The sequence below is a fragment of the Microbacterium sp. cx-59 genome, from assembly GCF_020805625.1.
GTDB lineage: Bacteria > Actinomycetota > Actinomycetes > Actinomycetales > Microbacteriaceae > Microbacterium.
In genome coordinates, this window is sequence record NZ_JAJHGO010000003.1 from 50,530 (window position 1) to 70,586 (window position 20,057).

The 20,057-nt window shown below is 67.7% G+C and carries 21 protein-coding genes and 1 tRNA gene; 13 read left to right on the plus strand and 9 right to left on the minus strand.

Annotated features, from left to right (window positions below; all coding sequences use genetic code 11):
• Nucleotides 1-134: 134 nt before the first annotated feature.
• Entirely contained in the window at nucleotides 135-2,549 is a 2,415-nt protein-coding gene (locus tag LMI96_RS02675) for an Rne/Rng family ribonuclease (protein WP_374197904.1), read from the plus strand.
• A gap of 7 nt (nucleotides 2,550-2,556) precedes the next feature.
• On the opposite strand, the gene LMI96_RS02680 is transcribed toward LMI96_RS02675, so the two are convergent.
• The gene (locus LMI96_RS02680) at nucleotides 2,557-2,829 is read right to left on the minus strand and encodes a DUF4031 domain-containing protein (protein ID WP_228360398.1); all 273 of its coding nucleotides are present in this window, start codon (nucleotides 2,827-2,829) and stop codon (nucleotides 2,557-2,559) included.
• 229 nt (nucleotides 2,830-3,058) lie between these two features.
• Here LMI96_RS02680 and rplU point away from each other — a divergent pair, with 229 nt between their 5' ends.
• The 10 genes from rplU to LMI96_RS02730 all read left to right on the plus strand — a co-directional run bounded on the left by rplU (nucleotide 3,059) and on the right by LMI96_RS02730 (nucleotide 9,981).
• A complete protein-coding gene (rplU, locus tag LMI96_RS02685) occupies nucleotides 3,059-3,367 on the plus strand; it encodes a 50S ribosomal protein L21 (protein ID WP_223721048.1) in 309 nt (102 codons plus the stop codon).
• Nucleotides 3,368-3,385: 18 nt separating this feature from the next.
• Nucleotides 3,386-3,643, plus strand: coding sequence for a 50S ribosomal protein L27 (gene rpmA / locus LMI96_RS02690; RefSeq protein ID WP_223721049.1), 258 nt, complete (start codon nucleotides 3,386-3,388; stop codon nucleotides 3,641-3,643).
• Between the two features lie 73 nt (nucleotides 3,644-3,716).
• On the plus strand, nucleotides 3,717-5,207 hold the full coding sequence (gene obgE / locus LMI96_RS02695; protein ID WP_223721050.1) for a GTPase ObgE: 1,491 nt from the start codon (nucleotides 3,717-3,719) through the stop codon (nucleotides 5,205-5,207).
• Nucleotides 5,204-6,031 carry a glutamate 5-kinase gene (gene proB, locus LMI96_RS02700; protein ID WP_223721051.1) on the plus strand — a complete coding sequence of 276 codons (828 nt, stop codon included), beginning with the start codon at nucleotides 5,204-5,206 and terminating at the stop codon, nucleotides 6,029-6,031. The genes obgE and proB overlap by 4 nt, the downstream gene beginning before the upstream one ends.
• Before the next feature lie 9 nt (nucleotides 6,032-6,040).
• Nucleotides 6,041-7,327, plus strand: a complete 1,287-nt coding sequence (locus LMI96_RS02705; RefSeq protein ID WP_228360399.1) for a glutamate-5-semialdehyde dehydrogenase — start codon at nucleotides 6,041-6,043, stop codon at nucleotides 7,325-7,327.
• A 63-nt stretch (nucleotides 7,328-7,390) separates the two neighbouring features.
• On the plus strand, nucleotides 7,391-7,621 hold the full coding sequence (locus LMI96_RS02710; RefSeq protein WP_223721053.1) for a hypothetical protein: 231 nt from the start codon (nucleotides 7,391-7,393) through the stop codon (nucleotides 7,619-7,621).
• Nucleotides 7,622-7,632: 11 nt separating this feature from the next.
• Complete coding sequence (gene nadD / locus LMI96_RS02715) at nucleotides 7,633-8,229, plus strand: nicotinate-nucleotide adenylyltransferase (RefSeq protein ID WP_223721054.1); 597 nt, start codon at nucleotides 7,633-7,635, stop codon at nucleotides 8,227-8,229.
• On the plus strand, nucleotides 8,226-9,398 hold the full coding sequence (locus LMI96_RS02720; RefSeq protein ID WP_228360400.1) for a hypothetical protein: 1,173 nt from the start codon (nucleotides 8,226-8,228) through the stop codon (nucleotides 9,396-9,398). Before nadD ends, LMI96_RS02720 begins: the two co-directional genes overlap by 4 nt.
• Nucleotides 9,395-9,772, plus strand: a complete 378-nt coding sequence (gene rsfS, locus LMI96_RS02725; protein ID WP_223721056.1) for a ribosome silencing factor — start codon at nucleotides 9,395-9,397, stop codon at nucleotides 9,770-9,772. The genes LMI96_RS02720 and rsfS overlap by 4 nt, the downstream gene beginning before the upstream one ends.
• Nucleotides 9,773-9,908: 136 nt before the next feature.
• A tRNA-Ala gene (locus LMI96_RS02730) sits at nucleotides 9,909-9,981 on the plus strand.
• A 60-nt stretch (nucleotides 9,982-10,041) separates the two neighbouring features.
• On the opposite strand, the gene LMI96_RS02735 is transcribed toward LMI96_RS02730, so the two are convergent.
• Together LMI96_RS02735 and LMI96_RS02740 are read right to left on the minus strand one after the other, a co-directional pair.
• On the minus strand, nucleotides 10,042-11,079 hold the full coding sequence (locus LMI96_RS02735) for a methionine synthase (RefSeq protein WP_228360401.1): 1,038 nt from the start codon (nucleotides 11,077-11,079) through the stop codon (nucleotides 10,042-10,044).
• Between the two features lie 23 nt (nucleotides 11,080-11,102).
• Nucleotides 11,103-12,095 carry a putative oxygenase MesX gene (locus tag LMI96_RS02740; RefSeq protein ID WP_228360488.1) on the minus strand — a complete coding sequence of 331 codons (993 nt, stop codon included), beginning with the start codon at nucleotides 12,093-12,095 and terminating at the stop codon, nucleotides 11,103-11,105.
• 124 nt (nucleotides 12,096-12,219) lie between these two features.
• On the opposite strand from LMI96_RS02740, the gene LMI96_RS02745 reads away from it, so the two are divergent.
• Nucleotides 12,220-13,161, plus strand: coding sequence for a LysR family transcriptional regulator (locus LMI96_RS02745; RefSeq protein ID WP_228360402.1), 942 nt, complete (start codon nucleotides 12,220-12,222; stop codon nucleotides 13,159-13,161).
• 11 nt (nucleotides 13,162-13,172) lie between these two features.
• Here LMI96_RS02745 and LMI96_RS02750 read toward each other — a convergent pair whose 3' ends face one another.
• Both LMI96_RS02750 and LMI96_RS02755 read right to left on the minus strand, forming a co-directional pair.
• A complete protein-coding gene (locus tag LMI96_RS02750) occupies nucleotides 13,173-13,736 on the minus strand; it encodes a hypothetical protein (RefSeq protein WP_228360403.1) in 564 nt (187 codons plus the stop codon).
• 154 nt (nucleotides 13,737-13,890) lie between these two features.
• Nucleotides 13,891-15,090 carry a sugar MFS transporter gene (locus tag LMI96_RS02755; protein ID WP_223721060.1) on the minus strand — a complete coding sequence of 400 codons (1,200 nt, stop codon included), beginning with the start codon at nucleotides 15,088-15,090 and terminating at the stop codon, nucleotides 13,891-13,893.
• A 404-nt stretch (nucleotides 15,091-15,494) separates the two neighbouring features.
• On the opposite strand from LMI96_RS02755, the gene LMI96_RS02760 reads away from it, so the two are divergent.
• Nucleotides 15,495-16,601, plus strand: a complete 1,107-nt coding sequence (locus LMI96_RS02760) for a cupin domain-containing protein (RefSeq protein ID WP_223721061.1) — start codon at nucleotides 15,495-15,497, stop codon at nucleotides 16,599-16,601.
• Nucleotides 16,602-16,642: 41 nt separating this feature from the next.
• Here the strand turns inward: LMI96_RS02760 and LMI96_RS02765 are convergent, their stop codons facing one another.
• The 4 genes from LMI96_RS02765 to LMI96_RS02780 are packed head-to-tail and all read right to left on the minus strand — an operon-like array spanning nucleotide 16,643 to nucleotide 20,034.
• Nucleotides 16,643-17,518, minus strand: a complete 876-nt coding sequence (locus LMI96_RS02765) for a 3-methyladenine DNA glycosylase (protein ID WP_223721062.1) — start codon at nucleotides 17,516-17,518, stop codon at nucleotides 16,643-16,645.
• 36 nt (nucleotides 17,519-17,554) lie between these two features.
• Nucleotides 17,555-18,274, minus strand: coding sequence for an SOS response-associated peptidase (locus LMI96_RS02770; RefSeq protein WP_223721063.1), 720 nt, complete (start codon nucleotides 18,272-18,274; stop codon nucleotides 17,555-17,557).
• Between the two features lie 10 nt (nucleotides 18,275-18,284).
• The gene (locus tag LMI96_RS02775; RefSeq protein ID WP_374197461.1) at nucleotides 18,285-19,376 is read right to left on the minus strand and encodes an App1 family protein; all 1,092 of its coding nucleotides are present in this window, start codon (nucleotides 19,374-19,376) and stop codon (nucleotides 18,285-18,287) included.
• Nucleotides 19,342-20,034 carry a DedA family protein gene (locus LMI96_RS02780; protein WP_223721065.1) on the minus strand — a complete coding sequence of 231 codons (693 nt, stop codon included), beginning with the start codon at nucleotides 20,032-20,034 and terminating at the stop codon, nucleotides 19,342-19,344. Before LMI96_RS02780 ends, LMI96_RS02775 begins: the two co-directional genes overlap by 35 nt.
• Nucleotides 20,035-20,057 lie beyond the last annotated feature (23 nt).

Below are 20,057 nucleotides of genomic sequence, written 5' to 3' on the forward strand. Positions count from 1 at the left end.
TGGGCGATGACCGCCCCGCAGCCCGAGCCGAGTGCCGGCTGCAGACCGAGTGAGTTCGTGGCACCGCAGGTGCGGAGCCGCACGAGATTTCGCCGGGTGACGCGCGGTGTCGCCCGGTGGGGAGTACGCCGGTGATAGCCGATGACGCAGTTGAATTCGACAACAACGACAACCACGACGCCGAGAGCGGCGCGCTGACGCCCGACGCGGGTGCGCAGCCTGAGTCGTCCGCGGTTGACACGACATCTGTCGTGGACGTTCCCGAACCGGTCGACGCACCGACGGATGAGCCGGCCGTCGCAGAGTCCGTGACGGCGCCGGAGACGGTGACTGAGACGGACGTGGTGTCCGAGGCACCGGCCGAGGAAGAGGCACCTGCCGAGGAAGAGCCTCTGCCAGCGGCAGAGCCGGCGCCCGCAGCAGAACCTGCGGCAGCTGCCGAGCCCCAGGAACTCACCGCGGTGGCGCTCGGTCTTCTGCCCGAGAAGTTCGTGTCGGCCGTTTCCACGGCGTTGCACTTCTACGCCCCCGCCTTCGTCCCGCGCCCGGCTCTCGTCGAGCCGGACGACGACGAGGACGAGGACGATGTGCCGGTCTCCGCGAATGCGCGGCGGCGCGGACGTCGCCGGGGCGCACCGGAGCGCGGAGAGCGCACCGAACCGAACGAACCGGCCGAGGCGCCCCGCGCCCCCCGCCAGCGCGCTGTCGAGCTCATCACCGAGCCGCAGCGCATCAAGGGGTCGACACGCCTCGAAGCCAAGAAGCAGCGCCGCCGTGACGGCCGTGACGCCGGCCGGCGTCGGCCGGTCGTCACCGAGGCGGAGTTCCTCGCCCGACGCGAGGCCGTCGACCGGGTCATGGTCGTTCGTTCCAAAGGTGGCCGCATCCAGATCGCGGTCCTCGAAGACAACGTCCTCGTCGAGCACTACGTCGCACGCAACCAGGAGGCGTCGCTGATCGGCAACGTGTACCTCGGTCGCGTGCAGAACGTGCTGCCCAGCATGGAGGCCGCGTTCGTCGACATCGGCCGTGGCCGGAACGCCGTGCTCTACTCGGGCGAGGTGGATTGGGATGCGGTCGAGACCGGTAACCAGCCGCGCCGCATCGAGCTCGCCCTCAAGAGCGGCGACAAGGTCCTCGTGCAGGTCACGAAGGACCCGGTGGGCCACAAGGGCGCACGCCTGACGAGCCAGATCTCGCTTCCGGGCCGGTACCTCGTGTACGTCCCGGGCGGCGCCATGAACGGCATTTCGCGGAAGCTCCCCGACACCGAGCGTGCGCGTTTGAAGCGCATCCTCAAGGAGGTTCTGCCCGAGTCGTCGGGGGTCATCGTGCGCACCGCTGCCGAAGGTGCCACCGAAGAGCAGCTCACGCACGACGTGCAGCGACTCACTGCGCAGTGGGAGCACATCAGCACTCAGGTCTCGTCGATGCAGGCGCCCGCGATGCTCCACTCCGAGCCCGACCTGCTGGTGAAGATCGTCCGCGACGTCTTCAACGAGGACTTCACCCGGATGCTGATCCAGGGCGATGACGCGCAGCGCACGATCGAGGGATACCTCGCGGGCGTTGCCCCCGACCTCCTCGAGCGCGTCGAGCGGTACGACAGTGATGGCGACCCGTTCGATGACCTCCGCGTCACCGAGCAGATCGAGAAGGCGCTCGATCGCAAGGTGTGGCTGCCCTCGGGTGGGTCACTCGTGATCGATCGCACCGAGGCGATGACCGTCGTCGACGTCAACACCGGAAAGTTCGTCGGCTCCGGGGGAAACCTCGAGGAAACGGTCACCAAGAACAACCTCGAAGCGGCCGAGGAGATCGTTCGACAGCTGCGGCTGCGCGATATCGGCGGCATCATCGTCGTCGACTTCATCGATATGGTGCTCGAATCCAATCGCGATCTCGTGCTGCGCCGGCTCATCGAATGCCTGAGCCGCGACCGCACGAAGCACCAGGTCGCCGAGGTCACCTCGCTCGGTCTCGTGCAGATGACCCGCAAGAAGCTGGGGCTGGGCCTCCTGGAGACCTTCAGCGAAGCGTGCGAGGTGTGCGCCGGCCGCGGCGTCATCGTGCACCACGACCCCGTGACGAAGCACCGTTCGAGCAACGGCAACGGCGGCGGGAACAGCAACGGAGGCGGAAACAGCAGTAATGGCGGCAACGGTCGCCGCGGTCGCCAGCAGCCGCCGCCCCAGGCGCCGGCCAGTCCGCCGGCGCAGACCCACGTGATCACCGAGGGCGTGAAGTCCGCGCTCGCGCAGATCGCCGCATCCACGATCCACGCGGGGGCCGAAGAGGTCACCGTCGAGGAGACGACGACCGTGGTGACGAGCATCGAGGTGGCGGAACCCGCCGAAGGACGTGGGCGCCCGAAGCGCAACAAGCCCCGCCACGATGCGAAGCCCCGCACGGAGAAGGATCTGCTGCTCGACTCGGTGCTGAGCGCCCTGCCGGAGCCGAAGGCTCCCGGCCAGGGCCGCGCGCGTCGCCGCGTCAGCACCGCCGCGCTGACCGGCACGCCGGTCGTGCACGAGCCCGATCAGGACTGATTCCGCGTCACCGTCCGCGACGTTCGCGGGCGGTGACGCGGAGCCCCGAAGCGATGAGCGCCCGCACGAGCGTGTGACCGTCGACGGCGCGCGCACCGGCGGCCACGAGCCGCTCGTGGGCCTCGTCGGGGACGTCGTAGTGGTCGAGGTCGAATCCTCGGCGCGGAATGCCGTTGGCGGCGGCGAAGGCGTGCAGTTCGGCGAGATCCGAGTCGCTGACCAGATGCGACCAGAGCCGACCGTGCGCCGGCCAGCGGGGATCGTCGATCAGAATTGCCACTCCCAAAGCCTACGGGCGCCCCGAACTGCCGAGGTTGTGTGCGACACGGCGGGGGCGACTTTGCGCCGTTCAGGATTCATCGGGTAAAGTATTCCTTTGGTGCGTCGCCTTTACCGGCCCGCGGCCGCGCGGAGCGCGACCCGATCTCGCATCAGGACTTCTCCGGCTCTCGAGTCGGAGGCTTTCCAGACAATCGGAGCCGTACGCTCCCAGACGAAATAGGTGTGAAGTGGTTTACGCAGTTGTGCGCGCCGGTGGCCGGCAGGAAAAGGTCGAGGTCGGCACGATCGTCGTCCTCGACCGTCAGCGGGCGAAGATCGGCGAGACGCTCGAGCTTCCCGCCGTCCTCCTGGTCGACGGAGACGCGGTCACCACCGACGCGAACACGCTCGCGAAGGTGACCGTCACCGCCGAGGTTCTCGGCGAAGAGCGCGGCCCCAAGATCGTGATCCAGAAGTTCAAGAACAAGACCGGTTACAAGAAGCGCCAGGGTCACCGTCAGGACCTCACGCGCGTCAAGGTCACCGGCATCAAGTAAGTCCCAGGAGACGAAGAGATGGCACATAAAAAGGGCGCAAGCTCCACCCGCAACGGTCGTGACTCCAACGCGCAGCGCCTGGGCGTCAAGCGCTTCGGCGGTCAGGTCGTCAGCGCCGGCGAGATCATCGTCCGCCAGCGCGGCACGCACTTCCACCCCGGCGACAACGTCGGCCGTGGCGGCGACGACACGCTCTTCGCGCTGTCGGCCGGTGCTGTGCAGTTCGGCACCAAGGGCGGCCGCAAGGTCGTCAACATCGTCGAAGCTGCGGTTTAGCCCGCACTGACGTATTCGTTCGCGAGGGGCGGGCTTCGGCCCGCCCCTCGCGTCATTCAGGAAGCAGGAGCACATGGTCACGTTCGTCGATCGAGTGACATTGCACCTGCGCGCCGGCAACGGCGGCAACGGTTGTGTGTCGGTCAAACGAGAGAAGTTCAAGCCGCTCGCCGGCCCCGACGGGGCGAACGGCGGTAACGGTGGCGACATCGTCCTCGTCTCCGACCCCCAGGTCACGACGCTGCTGTCGTACCACCACTCGCCGCACCGCCACGCCACGAACGGCGGCTTCGGCATGGGCGATCACCGGTCCGGTGCCAACGGCGAGTCGCTCGAACTGCTGGTTCCGATCGGCACGGTCGTGAAGGATCCCGACGGCACGGTGCTCGTGGACATGGTCGAGCCGGGGATGCGATTCATCGTCGCCCCGGGTGGCCGCGGGGGGCTCGGCAACGCCGCGCTCTCGTCGGTCAAGCGCAAGGCTCCCGGGTTCGCGCTGCTCGGCACGCCCGGGTGGGAGGGGGACGTCCTCCTCGAGCTGAAGACCGTCGCCGACATCGCGTTGGTCGGATTCCCGTCCGCGGGAAAGTCGAGCCTCATCGCCGCTCTCTCGGCGGCCCGCCCGAAGATCGCGGACTACCCGTTCACCACGCTGCATCCGAACCTCGGTGTCGTCCAGGCGGGCGAAACCCGATTCACCGTCGCCGACGTTCCCGGCCTCGTCGAGGGCGCGAGCGAAGGAAAGGGGCTCGGCCTCGAGTTCCTTCGCCATGTGGAACGCTGCACCGCCCTGGTGCACGTGCTCGACTGCGCGACCCTCGAGCCCGACCGCGATCCGCTGTCCGACCTCGACGTGATCCTCGCGGAGCTCGCGGCGTACCCGGTTCCGGACGGCCAGGTGCCGTTGCTCGACCGGCCTCAGGTCATCGCGCTGAACAAGATCGACGTGCCCGAGGGTAAGGAGCTCGCCGAACTCGTGCGTCCCGATCTGGAAGCGCGCGGTTACCGCGTCTTCGAGATCTCGACGGTGAGTCGTGCGGGCCTGCGCGAGCTCAACTTCGCGCTCGGCGAGATCGTCGAGCAGCACCGCATCGAAACGGCGAACGCGCCGGTACCCGAGCGCATCGTCATCCGTCCGCGCGGCTCCGAGAAGGAGTTCAGCGTGCGCGTCGAGGGCGGCACGTACGGCAACCTATACCGGATTCTCGGCGAGAAGCCGGTGCGCTGGGTGCAGCAGACCGACTTCCAGAACGAAGAAGCGGTCGGGTTCCTCGCCGAGCGCCTCGACCGGCTGGGTGTGGAGACCGAGCTCTTTCGCGCGGGGGCTGTTCCCGGGGCGACGGTCGTCATCGGCGAGGGCGATGGCATCGTGTTCGACTGGGAGCCGTCGCTGTCTTCCGCCGCGGAGCTCATGACGGCGCCGCGAGGAACCGACCCGCGTCTGTTCCAAAACGATCGTCGGACGACGTCCGAGCGACGCGAGCGCTATCACGAGCGGATGAATGCGAAGGCGGAAGCACGCGCCGAGCTCGAAGCGGAGCGTGTCCGCAAGGACGACGCGTGACGGCCCGCACGCGCGCCGAACTCGCCGGCGCGCGTCGTGTCGTGGTGAAGGTCGGGTCGTCGTCGATCAGCGGTGAGAACGCCGCGAAGATCCAGCCGATCGTCGAGGCCCTCGCGGCCGCGCACGGACGAGGCACCGAGGTCGTCCTCGTCTCGTCGGGCGCGATCGCGACGGGGATGCCGTTCCTCGAGCTCGACAGCAGGCCGACCGACCTGGCGACCCAGCAGGCCGCCGCGGCAGTCGGACAGAATATCCTGATCTACCGGTATCAGGAGTCTCTGCGCCCATTCCGGATCGTCGCCGGGCAGGTGCTGCTCACCGCAGGAGACCTGGAGAACCCGACGCACCGCTCCAATGCGCGCCGCGCGATGGAGCGGCTCCTCGGGCTCCGGATCCTGCCGATCGTCAACGAGAACGACACGGTCGCAACCCACGAGATTCGCTTCGGCGACAACGACCGGCTCGCGGCGCTCGTCGCGCAGCTGATCGGCGCCGACGGTGTGGTGCTGTTGAGCGACATCGCCTGCCTCTACACCGCGCCCCCGGATGAACCGGGCGCGCGGCCGATCCACGAGGTCTCCTACGGTGACGACCTGTCGGGCTATCAGTTCGGCTCGGTCGTGGTGAACAGCGTCGGTACCGGGGGAGCGGCGACGAAGGTTTCGGCCGCGCGCCTCGCGGCAGCATCCGGAATCGGCGTGCTCGTCACGAGCGCCGACCTGGTTCACGAGGCACTCGCGGGCGGCCCGGTCGGTACGTGGTTCGAGCCGAATCCGACACCGTTGTCCGTGCCCGCGACCGGCCCCGTGGGAGTGGCTCGCTAGACTGGCGCGATGACGCAGGCCATCGCCACTCCGCTCGCTTCCGCTGCCCCGGCCACCGCACGCGAACGGATGCTGCGGGCGAAGGATGCGGCCCGCGAGATCGCCCTTCTCGATGACGCGAGCAAGCGCGATCTGCTCTACGCGATGGCCGACGCGATCGAGCGTGCGGTCGACTCCGTCGTGGCGGCCAATGGCGCCGACCTCGCCCGTGGGCGGGAGACCGGGTTGAGCATCGCCCTGCAGGATCGTCTGACCCTGGATGCGGGGCGCGTAGCCTCCCTCGCGGCGGCCGTCCGCGACGTGGCAGACCTGCCCGACCCGGTCGGACGGGTGCTGGAGCAGCGGACGCTTCCGAACGGGCTCGACCTGACGAAGGTCGCGGTGCCGTTCGGTGTGGTCGGATCGATCTACGAGGCCCGGCCGAACGTCACGGTCGACATCGCGGCGTTGGCGCTCCGCTCGGGCAACTCCGTCGTCCTTCGCGGGGGATCTGCCGCCGAGCAGACGAATGCCGCGCTGGTCGCGGCGATGCGGGAGGCGTTGGCCGCATCCGGGGTCGATCCCGATGCGATCCAGACGCTCGATGCGTTCGGACGCGAGGGGGCGAAAGAGCTCATGCAGGCGCGCGGGATCGTCGACGTTCTCGTGCCGCGGGGGAGCGCCCAGCTGATCGAGACGGTCGTGTCGGAATCGAGCGTGCCGGTCATCGAAACCGGTGCCGGCGTCGTCCACGTGTATCTGGATGAGACGGCACCGATCGAGCGCAGCCGCGACATCGTCGTCAACGCGAAGGCGCAGCGGCCCAGCGTCTGCAACGCCGTGGAGACCGTGCTGGTCCACGCCGCCGCCGCCGAGCGCATCGTGGGTCCCGTCGTCGAAGCGCTGCAGCAGGCCGGCGTCACTGTGCACGGCGACGATACGGTGGGCCGCTTAGCGCCCGGTATCGTGCCCGCGGAGGAGAAGGATTGGGAGACCGAGTACCAGAGCCTCGATATCGCGATGCGGGTCGTCGATGATCTCGACGGGGCGTTGGAGCATATCCGGCGTTACTCGACGCATCACACCGAGTCGATCATCACGGATGATGCCGCGGCGATCGACCGTTTCCTCGCGGAGGTCGACTCCGCCGTCGTGATGGCGAACGCATCCACCCGCTTCACCGATGGTGGCGAGTTCGGCTTCGGCGCCGAGGTCGGCATCTCGACCCAGAAGCTCCACGCGCGCGGCCCCATGGGTCTTCGCGAACTGACGAGCACGAAGTGGATCGTGCGCGGCGACGGTCAGGTCCGCGGCTGAACGCTGAGTGACTAGACTGGGGCACGACGCGGACGCGCCCCGCTGAATCGAACGGAGATCCCGATGAGCTTTGCCACGACCCTCGCCCTCCTCGCAGAAGAGGCCGAGCACCACGGCAACGTCGCTCTCGAGACCGTCGGCTTCGGCGTGATCGCGTTCATCGTCTTCAGCTCCCTGGCGCTCGTCACGTTCTCGTACCGCAACGTGTCGAACCGTCACGCGCACAAGGCGAAGGCGTACGCCGAGAAGCACGCGGCGGATCTGCAGCCCACCGGCCACGGACAGGGCCACTGACGGGCTCCGCGATGACCGCGGATCGACCTCCGCGTATCGGCGTGATGGGCGGCACCTTCGACCCCATCCATCATGGCCACCTCGTCGCTGCCAGTGAAGTCGCCACCTCGTTCGATTTGGACGAGGTGATTTTCGTGCCCACGGGTCGTCCGTGGCAGAAATCGACCGTCTCCCCGAGTGAAGACCGCTACCTGATGACCGTGATCGCGACGGCATCGAACCCGAGTTTCAGCGTGAGCCGCGTCGATATGGATCGCTCGGGGCCGACCTACACGATCGACACCCTGCGTGATTTGAAGACGCAGCGCCCGGATGCGGAGCTGTTCTTCATCACGGGAGCAGACGCCGTGGCGCAGATTCTCAGCTGGAGGGACCATGATGAACTGTGGGACCTCGCCCACTTCGTGGCCGTTTCCCGCCCCGGGCATCCCTTGAGCGCAGCAGGCCTGCCGGACGGCGAGGTCAGCTTGCTCGAGATCCCGGCCCTGGCGATCTCGTCCACCGACTGTCGGAACCGCGTGCGTAGCGGGCAACCGGTGTGGTACCTCGTCCCCGATGGGGTCGTCCAGTACATTGCGAAGCACCACCTCTATCGGAGCAAGGCATGAGCAACCCTGAAGATTCCCGCACGCCGCCGTTGACCCGGCGGCAGATGCGCGAGATCCGGAACACCGGATCGACACCCATCGTCACGCCCGACATGGCAGCGGCCGACGATGCCGAACGCGTGCCGGTCGAGCCCGTCGAGGCGCCGGTAGCGCCCGAAGAGCCGACCGCAGCCGAGTCGTCCGCGACGGCCGATGAGGCCCCGGTCGCGGACGACGTGGCCCCGGCGAACGAGTCGGCGCCGGAGAAGACGCCGTCGGCGGCCCCTCTCGCCCGCGAGGCTGCGCCCTCCGTGGTGCCGTCCGCGCCGCGCTCCGACGCGAGTGTCGATCTCGGCGTCTCGCCGCTCACCCGCCGCGCCGCGCGCGAGCAGGAGCGCATCCGCACGGCCTCCATTCCGGTCATCACGCCGGATGCCCCCGCGGCCACTGTGGCTGCACCGGCGGGCGCTGCATCCGAGTCCCCCGCGGAAGCGCCGGCGACGGAGGCCGACGAGCCGGAGACGGTGACGCGCACGATCGCGGGCCTCTTCGATGCGGTCGACGACGAGCGTCCCGCCGACCAGACGCCGCTGCTGACCGCGGAAGCCGCTCTGCAGGAGGACGACGCGCGCGAGAATGCGGAGCACAAGGGCGCGGACGCCGGAGTGTTCGCTCCGGAGCCCGCCGCCACGGTTTCACCGCAGCTCGGCTCGGCGTTGCTCGAGGGCGCTGCTCCCGAGGTGGAACTTCCGCCGTCGTTCGATCACCTGCTCACGCGCGACAGCGCGTCGACCGGCTCGTCGATGGCGCCGAACGCTCTGATCCTGTCGCAGACGCCCTCGACGGGTTCGCTCACATCGCCGATCGCGGCGACGGGCGAGGTGCTCATCACGGGTACCTTCGCGCTTCCCGAGGGACTCGGTTCGCACGGGCACGCGCCTGGAACGACCGACGGCAAGGAAGCAGACGCCATCCTCGTCGACGGTGAGCTTCCGGCCTCCTCTTCCCCTACTCCGATCGCGGCCAGCGCCGCGATCAGCACCGTCCGCAGTGCGGACGAGATCATCCGTCCGCCGGCTCCCGAAAAAGGCAGCCGGCTCATGCTCACCCTTGCGATCACGGCGGGCGCTCTCGCTCTTGCTCTGGTGGGCGTCCTCATCCTCGCCGTGGCGACGGGAGCTTTCGCATGACCGCAACATCCGCAGGTATCGACGCATTGCAGATCGCCGCACGCGCGGCGGACTCGAAGAGCGGTGAAGATCTGGTGGCGCTCGACGTCTCCGAGCCGCTGCCGCTCGTTGACATCTTCCTGCTCGTCACCGGACGCAACGAGCGCAATGTGGCCGCGATCGCCGATGAGATCGAGGAGCAGCTGCTCGAGGCAGGCGTCAAGCGTCTGCGTCGCGAGGGCCGCCAGGAATCCCGCTGGGTCCTGCTCGACTTCGGTGATCTCGTCGTGCATGTCTTCCACGAGCAGGAGCGTGTGTTCTACGGGCTTGAGCGCCTGTGGAAGGACTGCCCGACGGTGCCGATCGAGCTCCCCGAGCGCGCGACCACCGACTGACGCGCCCCTCGCGAGCGCTGTTCCTCGCGCGTTTCGTTGCCTTCGCGACGACACGCGCGAGCGGTGACGCGGGTTTCGAGGGGCCGTCTCGGATGTAGTACGCTAGGGGGGTTGCCCCGACAGGGGCGAAGGTTAAGGGCCTGTGGCGCAGCTGGTAGCGCACCTGCATGGCATGCAGGGGGTCAGGGGTTCGAGTCCCCTCAGGTCCACCCACGAAGAACCCCGGTCAGTCGCTGACCGGGGTTCTTTTCGCGTTCGGTGTGGGCGGGTCAGGACTGTGCTGCCGCAAGCTCCTGACGGACGATCTCGGCGCCCGCGCTGAGCGCGCTGAGCTTCTGGAGTGAGACGTCGCGGGGGAGCGGTGCCATGCCGCAGTTCGTGCTCGGGATGAGGTTGTCCGGGTCGACGAAGGCGAGTGCTTTCCGAAGGGTGTCGGCGACGTCCTCGGGACTCTCGATGCGCTCGCTCGCCACGTCGATAGCGCCGAGCATGACCTTCTTGCCGCGGATGAGCTCGATGAGGTCCATGGGGACGTGGGAGTTCTGGCATTCCAACGAGACGATGTCGACGGTCGACCGTTGCAGAAGCGGGAAGAACTCCTCGTACTGGCGCCACTCCGCCCCGAGGGACGCTTTCCAGTCGGTGTTCGCCTTGATCCCGTATCCGTAACAGATGTGGACGGCGGTTTGGGAGCGCAGTCCTTCCGTGGCCCTCTCGAGCGTCGCGACACCCCAGTCCTGAACCTCGTCGAAGAAGACGTTGAACGAGGGCTCGTCGAACTGGATGATGTCGACCCCCGCAGCCTCGAGCTCTTTCGCCTCCTGATTGAGGATGGTCGCGAACTCCCACGCCAACTTCTCGCGACTCTTATAGTGGCGGTCGTACAGCGTGTCGATCATCGTCATCGGGCCGGGGAGCGCCCATTTGATGGGCTGGTCCGTCTGTTGGCGGAGGAATTTCGCGTCCTCGACGAAGACGGGCTTCTCCCGGCTCACGGCGCCGACGACGGTCGGCACGCTCGCGTCGTAGCGATTGCGGATGCGCACGGTCTCGCGCTGCGCGAAATCGACGCCGCTGAGGTGCTCGATGAACGTCGTGACGAAGTGCTGGCGGGTCTGCTCACCGTCGCTGATGATGTCGATGCCGCGCAGACGCTGCTCCTGGACGGCGCTGCGCAACGCATCCTGCTTGCCCTCGGCGAGCGACGCACCATCCAGTTTCCACGGAGACCAGAGTGTCTCCGGCTGTGCGAGCCACGACGGCTTCGGCAGGCTGCCGACGATGGAGGTGGGCAAGAGCGTGTGCATGATCGATGTCTCTCCGCTGTTCATCAAACGACGGGCGCGGGGTAGTTGGCGGCCCACTGCTCCAGCGCTGTCCGGTGGGGGGTGATGAAGTGTTCCTCGGTGTACTTGCCCTGCGTCGCGGCGAGCCGATTTCGCTCGTCACGGTCGTAGGCGATCTCGGTCGGCGTGTAGTCCTGCCCCTCCAGACTCGGTCGATAGAGGTGCGCGGCGGAAGAGTTCGCGTTGTAGATCTCCGGTCGGTAGATCTTCTGGAACGTCTCCATGGTGCCGATCGTGCCGGCGAGCTGAAGGTCGGAGAAGTCGTTCGGGAGATCACCGCGGAAGTAGAACGCGAGGGGCGCGACGCCTCCGGGGGGCATGAAGTATCGAACGCGCAGCCCCATCCGCGCGAAGTACGCGTCCGTCAGGGAGTCGTCATCCTGCAGGTACTCGACGCCGAGCACCGGATGGCGATAGTCGCCCCGGCGGTAGGTCTTGCTGGTGGAGACGCTGATGCAGATCACCGGCGGCGTCGGGAACCGTTCCCGGTACTCGGGCGACTCGAGGAAGTGCTGGAACAGCTTGCCGTGCAGCTCGCCGAAGTCATCGGGCACCGTGAACGTTCCTGCGGCCGCGGTCGCCGCAGGCAGGCGGATGCTGAAGTCGTAATCGCGGACGTAGGACGAGAAGTTGTTCCCCACGATCCCGTGATGGCGTTCGCCTGTCCGGTGGTCGACGATATGGACGTCGAGAACCTCGAGCAGCGGGAAGATCTGATCCGCGCCTGCCGCAGCGAACTCCACCTCGACCGAGACGATCTCGAGCTCGACTCCGTATCGGTCCCGGTTCGGGTTGTCTTCGGGTGCGAGATCGTTGAATCGGCGGTCGATCATCGTCAGGGCGTTGCGGAGATTCTGCCGGCGGTGCGCGCCTCGGGCCAGGTTGGCGAAGTTCGTCGTGATCCGTGAGCTGTCGGACGGAGCGTAGTCCTCATCGAAGCGGGTGGTGGTGATGTGGAACGCGAAGTCGTTCGCCATGAGCGGCCAATCCGGTGGCTGGTCGGCCGGGCTCGGCCTTGCGGAAGTCTGTCGCTCCATCGTGCAGGCCCTCCGGAACTATCGAGTAACTTGGCCTGGCTATGCAGTCCTATAGGTTCTATCTATGGCTCGCGGATCAGGAGCAATCACGCTCCAGCAGTTGCATTACTTCGTCGAGGTTGCCGCGGAGGGATCCATCAGCGCCGCGGCCGACCTGCTCTACGTCTCGCAACCGACGATGTCGGCGGCGATGAAGGACCTGGAGGCGCGGGTGGGCCACGCCCTTCTCCTGCGCTCGGCGCGGGGCGTGACACTCACCACCGAGGGGGCCGAGTTCCTCGGCTACGCGCGGCAGGTCACCGAACAGGTGGCCCTCCTCGAGCAGCGCTATCTCGGTCGGCCGCCGTCCCGTCGCCTGCTCGGCGTCTCGGCACAGCACTACTCGTTCGTCGTCGACGCGTTCGTTCGAATGGTGAAGAGTAGCGGCGCAGCCGAGTACGAGTTCTCGCTCCGGGAGACCCGCACCTGGGACATCATCGAAGACGTCCGCACGCTCCGCAGCGAACTCGGCATCCTCTACCGGAACGACTTCAACCGGAACGTTATCGACAAACTGCTCCGGGACTCCGGGTTGATCTTCCACCCGCTGTTCCTCGCCGAGCCGCACATCTTCATCTCCCGGAAAAACCCGCTCGCCGCGCGGGAGCGCGTCACCCTCGCCGACCTCGCCGACTCGCCACGACTCACCTTCGACCAGGGTGCGAACAACTCGTTCTACTTCGCCGAGGAGATCCTTTCGACGCTCTCGAGTGCGCAGGAGATCCGGGTCTCCGACCGCGCGACGATCTTCAACCTCATGATCGGACTCGACGGCTACACGATCTCGACGGGCATCATCAGCGACGACCTGGACCCCGAGATCATCGCCATCCCGCTCGACATCGATGAACGGATCGAGATCGGCTGGATCGGCCACTCCGCCATCCCGCTCACGGAACAGGCGGAGCGTTATCTCGCCGAACTGCGCGCCGTCGTCTCAGGGTTCGGAGTGGTTCTGCTCGGCTAGCTCCGCGCCGCTCAGACCTCCCGCGTCTGCGTGTCGTCACCCACTCGCGCACGACGAGCCCGCCCGTACCCGTAGGCCCACCCCGCTGACGTAGAGAACGCCACGATCGCGACCGCGACGAACGCCGCCACCGGATTCTCCAGTCCGGTGAACACCCCGGACTGTGCGCTCCACGCCAGGACAGCGACGACGAATCCCACGCCGACGATCGCGCCGAGCGCGGCGAACGCGGCGACATGGATGCCGGGACTCGCCACATAGCGAAGTCGCTGCTCGATCGCCCGCGCGATCGGCGCCATGATCACGGTGACGATGGCCGAAACGATCGCCGATCCGACGATGTAGAACACGAACGCCAACATCTCCAGTGACGCGTACGTGCCGCTGGGTGGGTTCACGATCGTGACGGCGACCAGCAGACCGACGACGATGAGCATGAATACGCCCCACGCTGCCCACGCACCCCGCCACACGTCACGCCAGGTGAACGCCATCAGTGGCTGCGGTGCGTTGTCGACAGGCGTTGCCGTGCCCGACGGCAACTCCGGCCGGGAAGACTCTGCATCAGCATCCATCGTGATTCCCCTCGTTCGAACGATCGCGATCGCTGTCGTCTCTCATTCTGCGACGTCTCCCCGGTCGGAAGGACGAGTCCACGCCGGGGCCCGGGATCAGCGAAATCCGGGGTCAGCACTGCGGCGGCTCGCGATGCACCGGAGGCCGCTGGCGCTACGCCGGTCGCCTGACCAGGTGGTTCAGTCGCTCCGACATCAGCAGGCCGAGCGCAGCGAGCGCAGCGAGGAACACCGGGAAGATCCAGAGCCCGGAGGCCGTCGACATCGCGCCGAACAGCGGCGGGGCCACGGTGGAACCCGTGTAGGCCGCCGCCATCTGGATGCCGATGATGGCCTGCGAGTTCCGACGGCCGAAATTGACCGGGGTGGAGTGGATGATCGCGGGATAGATCGGCGCGCACCCGAGGCCGAGAGCGACGAGCCCGATCAGCGCCCCCGCATCCGTACCCAGCGGAAGCATCAACAGCACGATTCCGAGGCCGACCGTCACGAAGCCGCCGCGGATCATGTTCCGATCTCCGACCCGGTCGGCGAAGAACCCCGCGAGAAAACGCCCCGCGGTGACGCCCAGGAGGAAGAGCGATGCGAACGCGGCCGCGGTGGCGGGAGCGATCTCCCGCTCGGTGACCAGATACGTCGAGGCCCACAGGATCGCCGTGCTCTCGAGCGCGCAGTAGGCGAAGAACGCGGCCAGAATGGCGGGGACCCCCGGGATGCGCAGCACCCGACCGAGCGGGACGTGCGCCCCGCGCGTCTCGGGCTCGTCGTCGTCCGACTCAGCGGGTCCGGCACTGGGCGCGAGAGGGTTGACCTTGCCCCAGAGAGGAAGGCTGACGAGCAGCACGACCGTGAGCACCGCCTGCGCGATCCCGATGACGAGATAAGCGCCCGTCCAGCCCGCGCCGGCAGTCAGGGCGTAGCTCATGATGAACGGGCTGATCGACGCGCCCAGGCCCCAGCACCCGTGCAGCCAGTTCATGTGGCGGGCGGCGTAGTGCACGGCGACGTAGTTGTTCAGCGCCGCGTCCACGGCACCGGCGCCGAGGCCGTACGGAATGGCCCACAGGCACAGCATCCAGAACGAACCGGACATCGAGAAACCGAACAACGCCGCCGCGGTCATGCCCACGCTGACGGCTGTCACGGCACCGGCACCGAACCGGCGGGTCAGGCGCTCTGACGCGAGGCTCGACACGATCGTGCCGACCGCGATGATCGTCGTGACGATCCCGGCAAAAGCGACGGGCACGTCGAGGTCTCGCTGCATGACTGGCCAGCCGGCGCCGATCAGTGAATCCGGAAGTCCGAGGCTGACGAAGGCGATGTAGATGATCGCAAGCAGAAGGGAGTACACGGGTCCGGGAGTTGCCCTTCGATCAGCGGTCCGGAGCGTCAGCGGACACGCCGTCGCTCGACGCACGGAGCCCTCGCGGCCGCACGCACGGGACGTGCGCCTTGCGCGCACACCCCGACCATCATCTCGTACCGGCCTCCGCGAGAGCGACCGGCAGGGCGGCAGCGGTCCGCCGCCGAAGAGTCGTCCTGCGGGATGTGGCCGGACGATGTCACGACTTTTGACGGATGCCCGCGCTGGTTCGCGCTCCGAGACTGAACCCACGCGTGATCACGTCGAGACAGGAGTACGGAATGGAACCGTCCGAGAGCGCCGCCCCTCATCATGAAGCCCCGGTCCTGGGGAATCCGGACCTTCCGCCCGAGGGCGAGATCAACACGCGTCAGCACCCGCAGAGTCGCCAGATGAACGGACCGCAGAACACGGTTCTCGCAAGTCAGTTCCCGAACCAGATCGATGCACCCGGAACCGACATCAGCACCCAACCGTTCTTCTGGTCGTCCTTCAACATCTCGCCGCGCCGCGTGCAGGACGGCGGCTGGGCCCGGGAAGTGACGAAACAGGACTTCCACATCTCGGACGAGATCGCCGGAGTCAACATGTACCTGCAGGCGGGCGGCATCCGCGAATTGCACTGGCATCAGACCGCGGAATGGGCGGTGATGACGCGCGGAAAGGCGCGGGTCACGACGCTGAGCCGCAGCGGTGCCCCGAGCGTCGAAGATGTCGAGGAAGGGGACGTGTGGTTCTTCCCCGCGGGCACGCCGCACTCCCTTCAGGGCCTCGGGCCCGACGGCGCCGAATTCGTCCTCGCGTTCGATGACGGCAATCAGTCCGAGTCCAACACGTTGCTGCTGACGGACTGGTTCGCGCACACGCCCCCCGATGTGCTCGCGAAGAACTTCGGCGTGGCGCAGGAGGTCTTCACCGACATCCCGCTGCACAACCTCTGGATCTTCCTCGGCGACGAGCCGGGGGATCTCGCCCAGGACCAGGCGGACGCCGGCGTGGAATGGGGCGCGGCGGAGCCCATCATCTTCCGGCTCTCGCGGTCGCAGCCGCGGCACAAGAACAGCGGCGGCAGCATCCAGATCGCGGACAGCACCAACTTTCCGCTGTCGAACACGGTCGCCGCGGCCCTCGTCACGGTCGAGCCCGGATCGATGCGGGAACTGCACTGGCATCCGAACGCCGACGAGTGGCAGTACTACCTGCGCGGGTCGGCACGGATGACGGTGTTCAACACCGGCCCGCACGCGAACACGACCGATTTTCGAGCGGGCGACGTCGGGGTCGTGAAGAAGAATCTCGGCCACTACATCGAGAACACCGGCGGAGACGTTCTGCAGTTCCTCGAGGTGTTCCGCACCGACAGGTACGAGGAGGTGTCGCTCGCCAACTGGCTCGCGCACGTGCCCCCGTCGCTCGTGGCGGCCCACCTCAACATCGACGAGGCCACGCTCGCGACCTTCCCGCGCACGTCGCAGGGCATCACCCCGCTCCGCACCTGATCCGAGGTGCGAGGCGGACGCCGACCGATGACGTCCCGCGGTCAGAGGTCGGCGGATGCGGCGGCGATGGCCGAAAGCAGCGCGCGCCGGAGGGGTTGTGCGCGTGCGGTGAACTCGCGCTGGGCGGCGACGTAATCGGCTTTGCCGGATGCGGTCTCGATCGGCACCGGCGAGTATCCCCAGGCGCTCAGGTCGTAGGGCGATGCCCGCATGTCGAGCGTGCGGATGTCACGGGCCAGCTCGAACGCATCGAGAAGCACTGTGCCCGGAACGAGGGGACCGAGCTTGACGCTCCACTTGTAGAGGTCCATCCCCGCGTGCAGACAGCCGGGCTGCTCGCGCTCGGGTTGCGTGAGGCGATCCAACGGCGTCCGGTTGCGGGGGACCGCATCCGGGGTGAAGAACCGGAACGCGTCGAAGTGCGTGCAGCGGATGTCGTGGGCCTCGACCACGTCGTCGGTGCCGCGGCTGCCCAGGCGCAGCGGCACGTCGTGTCGGGGGGAGTCGTCTCGATAGATCATGGCCCACTCGTGCAGGCCGAAGCATCCGTACGAAGCCGGGCGATCGAGTGCCCCGCGGAGGATGGCTCGCACCGCGCGGAGGAGAACGCCGCGTTCGGCGACGTACGCCGGGGCATCGACGCGCAGGATGTTTGTATCGGCGCGGTACCACCGCCACGCCGCGCGCGGTGAATCGGTCGCGTCGGCGAGGGCGACCCCGATGCCCGGGTGCCAGCGCCGGAGCACCGACGGCTTGTACGAGTAGTACGTGTAGAGGAAATCGTCGACCGGGTGCGTTTGCCCGCGCGATGCGCGCGCACGTCGACCCGCGGTCAGGGCGTCAGCGCGATCGGTGTGCGCGGACTCCTGCGCATGCCAATCCGCACGCGACAGCACCGTTTCCGTCGCGGTCTCCACCGGTTGAGGATACGTCGTGTGCGCCGTGCGCGGCGCTCAGCCCTCGGTCGCGACCGGCTCGATCAGGTCGGGGGAGTCGTTTCGCACGTTGCCCACGGCGGCGGAGACGGGGTAGTCCTCGAGCGTCTCGGCGACGTCGGGAGCCGCGTCGTGGGCCGCATCCAGGACGTCGCCCACGTTCTCGGTGTCGGTGTCGAGCCACGCATCGGCGAAGTCGGCGTCGAGGAACAGCGGCATCCGGTCGTGGATCGAACCCAGGTGCCCGATGGCGTCGCGGGTGAGGATCGTGAACGAGAGCATCCACTTGTCGGCGGCATCGTCTGCTTTCGCCGGGTCGCGCCACCACTCGTACAGCCCGGCGAAGAACATCGGTGAGCCGTCGGCGGGACGGATGAAGTGCGGCGTCTTCGTGTCGCCCGTCACCTTCCACTCGTAGTACCCGGTGGCGGGCACGACGGCCCGGCGCTTGATCAACGCCTGCCGGAACATCGGCTTCTCTTCGAGTTCTTCGGCGCGAGCGTTGAAGGCCCGCGCGCCCACCTTCGGGTCTTTCGCCCAGGACGGCACGAGCCCCCAGCGCGCCGGCTCGAGACGCCGCGTCGGGGGGTCGGTCTTCGCCGAATCGAGCACGATCGCGGCCGTGCCGGTGGGGGCGATGTTGTACGAGGGCGGGGGGAGTTCAGGGTTCTCGATGTCGACTCGGAGGACACCCACGAGTTCGGACCCGACGTTGGCTACGACGAAACGACCGCACATGCTGCCGACCCTACGCCGCACCGCCGACATCGTTCAGAACGCCGACTTCGCCGAGCCGCTCCAACAGGTGCGCGCCGTCGCCGCCGGTGACCCAGGGCACCGACGCAGCCGAATGGTCGTCGACGGTCGATCGGCCACCGGCGAGCACGGCCTCGGCGGGCGTGAGCTGGCGGATGGCGACGGCCGCGACCTGCGCGGGATGCGCACTCGCGAACGCCGTGTAGATCTGTTCGTCGTGCTGGCCGTCATCGCCGATCAACAGCCAGGTGATGTGCGGGAACTCCTGCGCGAGCCGGTTCAGGTTCGAGGTCTTGTGCTCCTGGCCGCTGCGGAACCATCGGTCGTGCGTCGGTCCCCAGTCGGTGAGCAGCATGGCGCCGGAAGGGAAGAGATGGCGCCGCAGGAAGCGCGCGAGCGTGGGCGACACATTCCACGCGCCCGTGGAGAGGTAGATGACCGGCGCCCCGGGATACTCCGCGACGACCCGGTCGAGCAGCACCGACATCCCCGGAACTGGCTGACGCGCGTGTTCGTTCAGAACGAAGGAGTTCCACGCGGCGAGGAAGGGGCGCGGAAGAGCCGTGACCATGACCGTGTCGTCGACATCCGACACGACACCGAAGGTGGTGTCGTCTGCGACGACCAGAACACGCAGTCGTGTCGACTCGCCGTTCTCGACGCGGACGCGGAGGTCTTGCCAGCCGGGCGCGAGCGTTGCCGGAAGCACCGTGTCGACGACTCCGCCGCGATCGGCGACCACCTCGTGGTCTACCCCATCGATCGTGACGACGACCTGGGCGAAACCCACGGGAACCGCGGCGAAACTCCGCCACCCGCGCACGCCCGAGTAGTCGCCGTTCCGGCCGCGCGCGCCGCGCGGCGGGATGACGACGCGCCCGAGCACTCGCACCCAGCTCTGGGAGCCGTACCCCGGGAAGGCGCTGACCGTCGGCGTCAGACCGCGCGCGCGGGCGCGGCGTTCCCGCCAGGAGTGGAACCGACGTTCCAAGCGGGCGAGCCAGAGAATTTTGACGGGCAGGGCGGGTCGGGAAGATTCGGCCACGGCCTCAGTCTTCCATGTCTCCTCGCGCCCGCGTCGCATCCGGGGCGTGGTCCGCATCCGGGTCCGTCATGTGTCGGCGCTCGACGCGTTCGATGACCTTCTTCGCGATGAAGATCAGAACCAGGAACACGACGATGATGCCGACGAAGATGTAGCCCGCGAAGTGGATCTGATCGGCCAGCTCGCGATACGTGCCCGCGGCCGCGGCGGCTATTCCGATGTACAGCGTCGCCCACAGGATGCAGGCGGGGGCCGTCCACGCGAGAAAACGCCGGTACGAGTAGCCCGTCATACCGACGGTCAGGGGAACGAGTGAATGCAGGACGGGCAGGAACCGGGAGAGGAAGATCGCCGGACCCCCGCGCCGTTCGAGGTACCGCTCCGACCGGCGCCAGTTCGCTTCGCCGATACGGCGGCCGAGGCGCGACGCACGGATCGCAGGCCCGAGCCACCGCCCGAGGAAGTAGCCGATGCTCTCACCGAGCAGCGACCCCACGACGACGGCCACTCCGAGCAGAATCCCCTGCAGCGGGGTCTCGACCGCGGTGCCCGCAACGATCACGACGGTGTCCCCCGGAACGATGAGTCCCACGAGGATGCTCGTCTCGAGCATGATGGCGATCCCCGCGAGGAAGATGCGCAGCCCGGGGTCCACCGCGCTGACCGCGTCGAGGATCCAGGTGAGCACATCGTTCACAGCACGAAGCCTAGGGCGTGCCG